The organism is Deferribacterota bacterium, from assembly GCA_034189185.1.
Classification (GTDB): Bacteria; Chrysiogenota; Deferribacteres; order Deferribacterales; family UBA228; genus UBA228.
In genome coordinates this window covers 1-7,431 of the sequence record JAXHVM010000086.1, presented here as the reverse complement: position 1 = coordinate 7,431, position 7,431 = coordinate 1, and the positions used below count along the sequence as shown (strand labels likewise).

Genomic DNA, 7,431 nt, shown 5'->3' with positions numbered 1-7,431 from the left:
AATATATCATCTACTTTTAAATTAATATTATGTATTATACAGATAAACTTATTATAAATATACAACTCGAATTTATTATCTTCAATATAAAATATATAATACACATTTCCAAATGTTTCTATTGTGTCAATATCTGTTTCATATATTGATAAACTCTCATAATTGTTAATATATTTGGAAACATATACAAATGGCAACTTATTGCACACTATTAGATCTTCACTTGTTGGTTTTACGTCCAAAAAGGAATCAATTGTTTTTATATCTATATTTATCCTACTATTTAATAGCACCCTTCTTTTGTGTAATAATAGATCTGTTATATCACCGCATACTATAGAGTTATTAATATTTCTCAAGCTTCTCTTCAATAACTTTAATAATATTTTATTTTTTATGTTTTTTTCTGTTAAAAGACACAGATCATCTTTTAAGCTAACACCTTCATTAGAAGTAAAAAAATTGTATGAACTATTATATATTGAACAAACCTCGTTAGGTTTTATATTTGGAAATTCTTTTGTATTAAAAAAATAGATATTCTTTCCATATTCCTTTAACTGAGAAGCAATTTTATACGAATTAATTGTGGGGTTCAAAAATATATAATTCTTTATTGTCATTATGCTTATATTATTTGCCAATATATAAATATAGATTTGTAAAGAGAGTATATGTAAACCTTATTAATGTATTAAGCATAAATGGCATAAAGATAACAACAGCTAAAACAACAGCAAATATTTTAGGCACAAATGTTAAAGTCATTTCCTGAATCTGGGTTACCGCTTGGAATATACTTATTATAAGCCCAGCCAACAAGCCAAATAATAACATAGGAGCAGCAATCAAAACAGTGATTTCCAAAGTTTTTATACCTATTCCTATTACAAAATCAACACTCATATTAATAAAAACTCTTTACTAAAGACCCAATTATTAAATCCCAGCCATTAACAAGTATAAACAAAAGTACCTTAAATGGCAATGATATCATAACAGGGGGCAACATCATCATCCCCATAGATAATAGTACGCTTGCAACAACAAAATCTATTATCAAAAAAGGTAAAAATATTAAAAAGCCCATCTCAAAAGCTGTCTGCAATTCACTTGTTATAAATGCCGGCACAAGCACTATATCAGGTATATCATCAGCAGTTTCAGGTCTTTCCCTCTTCGATATATCCAAAAATAACAGTATATCCTTTTTTCTAGTATTACGTAATAAAAACTCTCTAAGTGGTGGTTTTGCTTTCATCAAGGCCTCTCTAAAAGTTATTTCTTCCTGAAGATATGGCGCTAGCGCATTATCATTAATCTCATTAAATACTGGGGCCATTACAAAAAATGTTAAGAATATGGCTAAACCTATAAGTATTTGATTAGGTGGCATTTGTTGGGTTCCCAAGGCACTCCTTATAAAAGAAAAAACTATAATAATGCGTGTAAATGAGGTTAACATAATCAAGATTGAAGGAGCAATAGCAAGGATTGTTATAAGAAATATAATCTGTAAGGTTATTGCAACATCACTTGGATTTTCAGCTCTATCAATACCAAACCTAAATGCTGGCAAAGGAATATCTTGAGCATAGATAATAGAAAAGGAAAATAAGAAAAATACTGTAAATATTATAAAAATTATTGCTATCTTTTTCTTAATGAATCAAGCCTCTCTTTTAATATTGATTTCGTGTCTTCAACATCATCACTAACATTTTTTTTCTTTGAAAAACGTAGATAGCTAGAAAAATCTTTTCTCCTAGAAAAACCTTCCTTTATCAAATTTATAGTAACCTCATCAGTTATTTTGTCCACAAATCTTAGATTATTACCAGCAGATGAAAAGATATAGATTATTTTGCCTAACTCATAGAATATCAATGATTTGCCTGGCAACAAATCAACCCTCCCCAATATATTTCCAATACCTGTCAATTGAAAAGCATTTCTACTTCTATATATCAATTTTATTAACCACAATATTATAAAGATAAAAACTAATATAACAATAAGACCAATAAATGTTCTTAAATATAAATTAGTTGATGGTAGATCAATACCAGCAGGACTTGCCTCAACATTAAAACTAACAAATAAAACATTGCCAGTTCTCTTTAAATTAGCTTTAAAATTCTTACTTATAAGATCAAAGGTTATTATCTTAAAGTTTTCTTTTTTTTCTGTAACAATTCTTTCTACAGAATATCCCCAAAATTCCTTATTTAAAGCATCAAGTTTCTCATCAGTTTTTAGTTTTACATAAAAACTATTACCATCTTTGTATGAATCAACTATCTTAAATTCCTTATTAAAAACAATCTTGAAATTTAATGTTTTATTATCAAAATTTAAATCTACTTGAGCAGAAAAGGCAAAATTTGTACCACAAATAATAGATAATATAAGGAATATAAAACTTAACCTACCAATCGTATAGACCTTCTTTGTTTTTTTCCAACAACTCTTCATCGTCATATACATCGGTAAATCTTACACCAAATTTATCATCGAGCACAATTATTTCACCATAAGCAATGGGTTTATTGTTTACTAGTATATCAATTGCCTCCCCAGAGGTTTTGTTAAATTTAACTATATGGCCCTCTTCCCATTGCAGTAATTCACCTATAGCAACTTTCTTTCTAGCTAATTCGACAGTAACATCAAATAAAATGTCACCAAATTCTTTTATAACATAATCTTTATCTTTGCCTTTTTCTTTCATTTTAACACTGCCTATTGCACCACAAATTGTGTAAAATATACATTTTTAATTTTACCAGTATTTAAAACAAGATTAACCCTTCTTTTAATCTCACTTTTTAGGGCTATTTTACCACGAACAGATTGAATATCTTCAAATGTTTTGCTTGATGCAATACTGATTATTATATCTCTTAACTGTGGTTTTCTCTCCTTTAATTCAACTATAACGTTCTTATTGTCAACTTCAACATCAATACCCATTCTTAAATACCTACTACCTGAAGGATCTGCTAAATTAACAACAAATTCTTCAAAAGAAAAAAGTTGGCCAATAGCCACCTCTCTATTTTCAACACTTTCATTCTTTGTATTTCCACTAAAAACTTTATCAAGTAGACCGCTTTTTTCGACATATAGATAACCTAGGAATAATAAAACTAAGACTATGAGTATAATTACCCCTATTAAAATATATGCAATCCATTTTCTTGGCTTTTTTTCATCATTTTTGATCTCTTCAACCTCTAATTCAGCCATTACCTGCCTCCTTTAGACTTTCACTGCATAGCCTTTCTCATAAACTCAGGACTAATAAAATTAATCTCAACCCTTCTATTTTTTCTTCTATTTTCACTATTAATATTTGGTACTAGGGGGTGATATTTAGAATAACCTGCAGCTGCCAGTTTTTTAGGATTAATCCCTTTATTAATAAAATATTTAACAACCGATGCAGCTCTTGCAGTTGATAATTCCCAGTTTGTATCATACTTTGCCCCATATTTCATTGGCAAATCATCAGTATGACCTTCAACAAGAATATTATAGGGCGTATTATTTGCTATTGAAGCAATTTTGTCAAGTAGTGGATATGCAGAGCTTTTAATCTCTGTGCTGCCTAAATCAAAGAGTAGTTCATCTTGTATTCTAATTGTAAAACCCTTATCAGTTTCTATAACGGAAATAAAATTCTTTAGGTTTACACTTTCAATATAATTTACTAGTCCAGACAATAATTCTTTTTTAGAGTGGATATCTTCCAGAATAGAGGTTGTATCAAAAATACTCTCTTCCTTGACTTCTTTTTTAACTCCCTGCCTTAACATACCGAAACTCTCTCTTAGAGAGCCAGCGGCTTGCTCTAATTTTATCTTTTCAAAAGTGACCATAGACATTAAAAGGACAAAAAAGGTAAGTAATAGCATCATAATATCCAAAAAAGTCCTCTGCCATACTGATTGACCTTCTTCTTGCCTTTTTTTCTTCATAAAAACTAATAGCCACTTTCAAACTGGGTTTCTCTGGATTTTGGCCTTAAAAATGCATTTAGCTTTCTCTCAACTAATCTTGGGTTATCCCCTGCCTGGATAGACATAATACCAGCAATAATTATCCTTTTAACTAATAGTTCTTCATTAGACCTAATCTTTAGTTTACCCTCTAAAGGAAGAGCGAACAGATAGGCTATCACCATGCCATAGAAAGTAGTAATAATTGCAAGAGCCATACCAGGGCCTATGGCTGCTGGATTATCTAAGCTCTGCAACATTGCAATCAACCCAATCAATGTGCCAATCATCCCCATTGCAGGTGAGTACTCTCCAACACTATGTAATATACTAGCCCCCTCCATATGTCTATCCTCAACATATTCAAGCTCCCTTTCCATAATCTCTTTAATAACCTCTGGTTCATTTCCATCAACAGCCAATTTAATACCATTATTTAAAAACACATTATCTATCTCATTTTCAGCTGCCTCTAAAGCCAAAATGCCATCTCTTCTTGCCCTAATTGAAAAGTTAACAATCTGCTTTATAATCTCATTTGGATCTGTATGTCTTCTAGAAAATGTTTTAGTTATAAGCGAAAAAAGATTGACAACCCTATCCAGTGGATAGTTCATTAAAAGTAATCCTGCAACACCACCAACAACGATAAGCAATGATGGTAAATCAATAAACCCACCAATTCCAGGGCCAACTATAATAGCTAATATAACTAGAGTATAGCCAATGATTATACCAATAGGTGTAGCACTATCCATATGCTACATTTAAACCAAAATTTTTAAAAATATCAATACAAAATAAAAATAATTCTACCTTTTTAATCCCAATACTTCTTGTATCATTTCATCAGCTGTCGTTATTGCTCTTGAGTTTGCTTGAAAACCCCTTTGAGCAATAATCATATTTACAAATTCCTTTGCCATATCAACATTTGATTCCTCCAAATAACCAGATCTAACTGCGCCCCTTCCGCCTTCTCCTGAAAAACCAAAAGATGGCACCCCTGAATTTGCAGTCTGCTGAAACAGCGTACCGCCAATACTCTCTAAGCCATTATTATTTGTAAAGGTAGCAAGGGTTACCCTCGCTAAATTTCTCTGTAAGCCATTATCATAATTACCTATTAAAGTTCCCATATCATCTGCTACAATTTCTTGAAGGCTGCCTGTCGTATAACCATTTTGTTCCAACCTATCAATATTAGAATTTTTAGATGTTAGCACTATATCATTAATATTAAAATCACTTACAGTAATATTATCTGTCCCATTTGAGGTTAAAAGAGTAAACCCTGGATTACCAACAACAGATTGTTCGCCATTAGGAGTTACATAATAGGTTCTTGATATACTACCATCAGGGTTAAAATCAATATAAAACTCATCATTTACATAAGGAGCCTGCGCGTTAAATACAGCTTGATCACCACTACCTTCAGGAGTAGACAACCTTAATCTCCACGTATTCTCATCTACCATTTCAAAAGTGTAGTTCACAGTATGTTCATCACCTCTTGAATCATATAAGGTTTGGCTTGTTGTAAGTAATCCGCCATCAGCATGTTGCAAATATTCATATTGATTCATTAAATTATTAAATTTTGGAGCATTTAAGGCGCCTATATCAAAAGATGTTATCTCATTAGCTTCGCCAGGATTCCCTTCAACAACTATTGCTCCATCCTCTAATGTCACATCTGCAACATTATCTCCTAAATAGTTATTAATTGCATTGACCAAATCACCAACAGTCTTAGGGTCACCATTTTCATCTACTGTTTGGAACCATGAAATAGGTGGTATACCAGGTAGATTATTTATAATATTTTCTACAAGCCCTCCTTCATCACTTGGTGCATTAACTGTATCAAATAAGTTACTTGCCTCTGGATTAATACTCTCACCATTAATCTTCGCATCAAAATAAATAACAGTTCCTTCACCAGTTTCCGGGTTTACAAGCTCTAAATTTTCTCCTTCAGCATTTAAAAGCTTATCCAATGTCGTATTTTCAGTTATCTCAGAAGAAAAAACCAGAGATGCCATAGCATCATCTCTATTGCCATCATCAGCTAAAATATCTTGGCTTTCAGGATTCACAGTCGCATTAAAAGAACCACCCCCAAGGGTTTTTGTTATTTCAAAACCGTATATATCATCAGTATTTAACGTAACATCACTTAAAGGAGGTTTATTGTTTTCTGGATTATAATACTTAATCTGGCCTGTTGATTCATCATAATAGGCCTCAAAATCTTCAGATAGATTATCTTGAACAGCATTTTGAATTAGATAAGATAAGGTTTCTAAATCATCAAATTGATCAATACCAGGTTCACTTGATGCATATAACACCTTTTCAAATTTAATAGTATCTGATGCTCTGGTAGTGCCTTCTCTATAAGAGCCTAATAGATTGCTAAACGTTGATTGTAGCGCAGAATTACCTGCTACATTATCAATTTCAACAGTTCTATTTGTTGAGGGAACACCTGCAACTAAACCATCATTCCCCCTTTCTATCACAATTTGGCCTTCCTCATTGATTGATACATCAAAATTATTTCCATTTGGATCTAGTCCTCCTGGTATATAAGGTGAATCTATTAGATCATTAAGCTGGTCTTCTAGCTCATTTACAATATCACCTAATGTTGTTCCTTGTACCTCAAAAGAGAATTCACTTACGTTACCACTATCTGTAATAACCCTACCTGAAAAACTAATAGGATTTTCAGCTGTTAAACTTAAGTTTTCATTATTAACGCTATATAGATTTTCTAGTCTCGTATTCTCATTTGCATTTGCCTTAACAACAACTTCTTCACCTTCCCTTAATCCCAAATCTTCACCATTTGCACCATGGAGATTAAAAACTGATTCATCCTCACTTGCTGAGGTCAAAAAATGATTAAATTCTATTTCAGATCCCGCAGCATTGGTATCTAAATTGCCTGATATATTTACCTCAGTTGTAGCGCTTGCAGGAATTGTCATATATTCTTCCCCTATTTGTATTGGCTCAATTGTCATATCTGGATAGAATTCCCCATTTTCGTCAGGCATATACCCCATAACATACAATCCGTCACTATTTACTAAATTACCATCTCTATCAAAATAGAAATTACCAGCCCTTGTATAAGATAGTTCACCATTTTGATCCTGGAGAGCAAAAAAACCATTGCCTTGTACAGCCATGTCAGTTACAACACCTGTATCTTGTAAAGCACCTTGTGTAAAAACGCTATCAATTGCTCCAAGATCTGCTCCCATACCAATCTGCTTTGGATTAGTTCCACCCTTATCACCTGTTGGTGGCATTGCACCCGAAAGGGTCTGGTTAAAAAGATCTTGAAATACTATTCTATCAGCTTTATAGCCTGTTGTGTTAACATTCGATAGATTATCACCAACCACATCCATTG

Annotated in this window: 9 protein-coding genes; all 9 read right to left on the bottom strand. The window is 32.1% G+C overall.

Features of this window, described 5'->3' with window-relative positions; genetic code table 11:
• On the bottom strand, nucleotides 1–623 hold a 623-nt coding region (locus SVN78_06860), incomplete at its 3' end, for a hypothetical protein (protein MDY6821325.1).
• A 10-nt stretch (nucleotides 624–633) separates the two neighbouring features.
• Entirely contained in the window at nucleotides 634–906 is a 273-nt protein-coding gene (gene fliQ / locus SVN78_06855) for a flagellar biosynthesis protein FliQ (protein MDY6821324.1), read from the bottom strand.
• A 1-nt stretch (nucleotide 907) separates the two neighbouring features.
• Nucleotides 908–1,579, bottom strand: coding sequence for a flagellar type III secretion system pore protein FliP (gene fliP / locus SVN78_06850; protein ID MDY6821323.1), 672 nt, complete (start codon nucleotides 1,577–1,579; stop codon nucleotides 908–910).
• A gap of 71 nt (nucleotides 1,580–1,650) precedes the next feature.
• Nucleotides 1,651–2,475: a hypothetical protein gene (locus tag SVN78_06845; GenBank protein ID MDY6821322.1), complete on the bottom strand. Its 825-nt coding sequence runs from the start codon at nucleotides 2,473–2,475 to the stop codon at nucleotides 1,651–1,653.
• Complete coding sequence (locus SVN78_06840; GenBank protein ID MDY6821321.1) at nucleotides 2,429–2,731, bottom strand: FliM/FliN family flagellar motor switch protein; 303 nt, start codon at nucleotides 2,729–2,731, stop codon at nucleotides 2,429–2,431. Before SVN78_06840 ends, SVN78_06845 begins: the two co-directional genes overlap by 47 nt.
• Nucleotides 2,732–2,742: 11 nt before the next feature.
• Nucleotides 2,743–3,249 (bottom strand): flagellar basal body-associated FliL family protein, encoded by a 507-nt coding sequence (locus SVN78_06835; protein ID MDY6821320.1) that lies wholly within the window; start codon nucleotides 3,247–3,249, stop codon nucleotides 2,743–2,745.
• A gap of 20 nt (nucleotides 3,250–3,269) precedes the next feature.
• The gene (locus SVN78_06830; protein ID MDY6821319.1) at nucleotides 3,270–3,980 is read right to left on the bottom strand and encodes an OmpA family protein; all 711 of its coding nucleotides are present in this window, start codon (nucleotides 3,978–3,980) and stop codon (nucleotides 3,270–3,272) included.
• Between the two features lie 5 nt (nucleotides 3,981–3,985).
• Nucleotides 3,986–4,759, bottom strand: coding sequence for a MotA/TolQ/ExbB proton channel family protein (locus SVN78_06825; protein MDY6821318.1), 774 nt, complete (start codon nucleotides 4,757–4,759; stop codon nucleotides 3,986–3,988).
• 54 nt (nucleotides 4,760–4,813) lie between these two features.
• A partial coding sequence (locus SVN78_06820; GenBank protein MDY6821317.1) for a flagellar hook-basal body complex protein occupies nucleotides 4,814–7,431 on the bottom strand: 2,618 nt, incomplete at its 5' end.

Excerpts from the sequence above, each read along its gene's own strand:
- SVN78_06825 (MDY6821318.1), bottom strand. The coding sequence starts at position 4,759 with ATGGATAGTGCTACACCTATTGGTATAATCATTGGCTATACTCTAGTT.
- SVN78_06845 (MDY6821322.1), bottom strand. The coding sequence starts at position 2,475 with ATGAAGAGTTGTTGGAAAAAAACAAAGAAGGTCTATACGATTGGTAGG.
- SVN78_06840 (MDY6821321.1), bottom strand. The coding sequence starts at position 2,731 with ATGAAAGAAAAAGGCAAAGATAAAGATTATGTTATAAAAGAATTTGGT.
- SVN78_06835 (MDY6821320.1), bottom strand. The coding sequence starts at position 3,249 with ATGGCTGAATTAGAGGTTGAAGAGATCAAAAATGATGAAAAAAAGCCA.
- fliQ (MDY6821324.1), bottom strand. The coding sequence starts at position 906 with ATGAGTGTTGATTTTGTAATAGGAATAGGTATAAAAACTTTGGAAATC.
- SVN78_06830 (MDY6821319.1), bottom strand. The coding sequence starts at position 3,980 with ATGAAGAAAAAAAGGCAAGAAGAAGGTCAATCAGTATGGCAGAGGACT.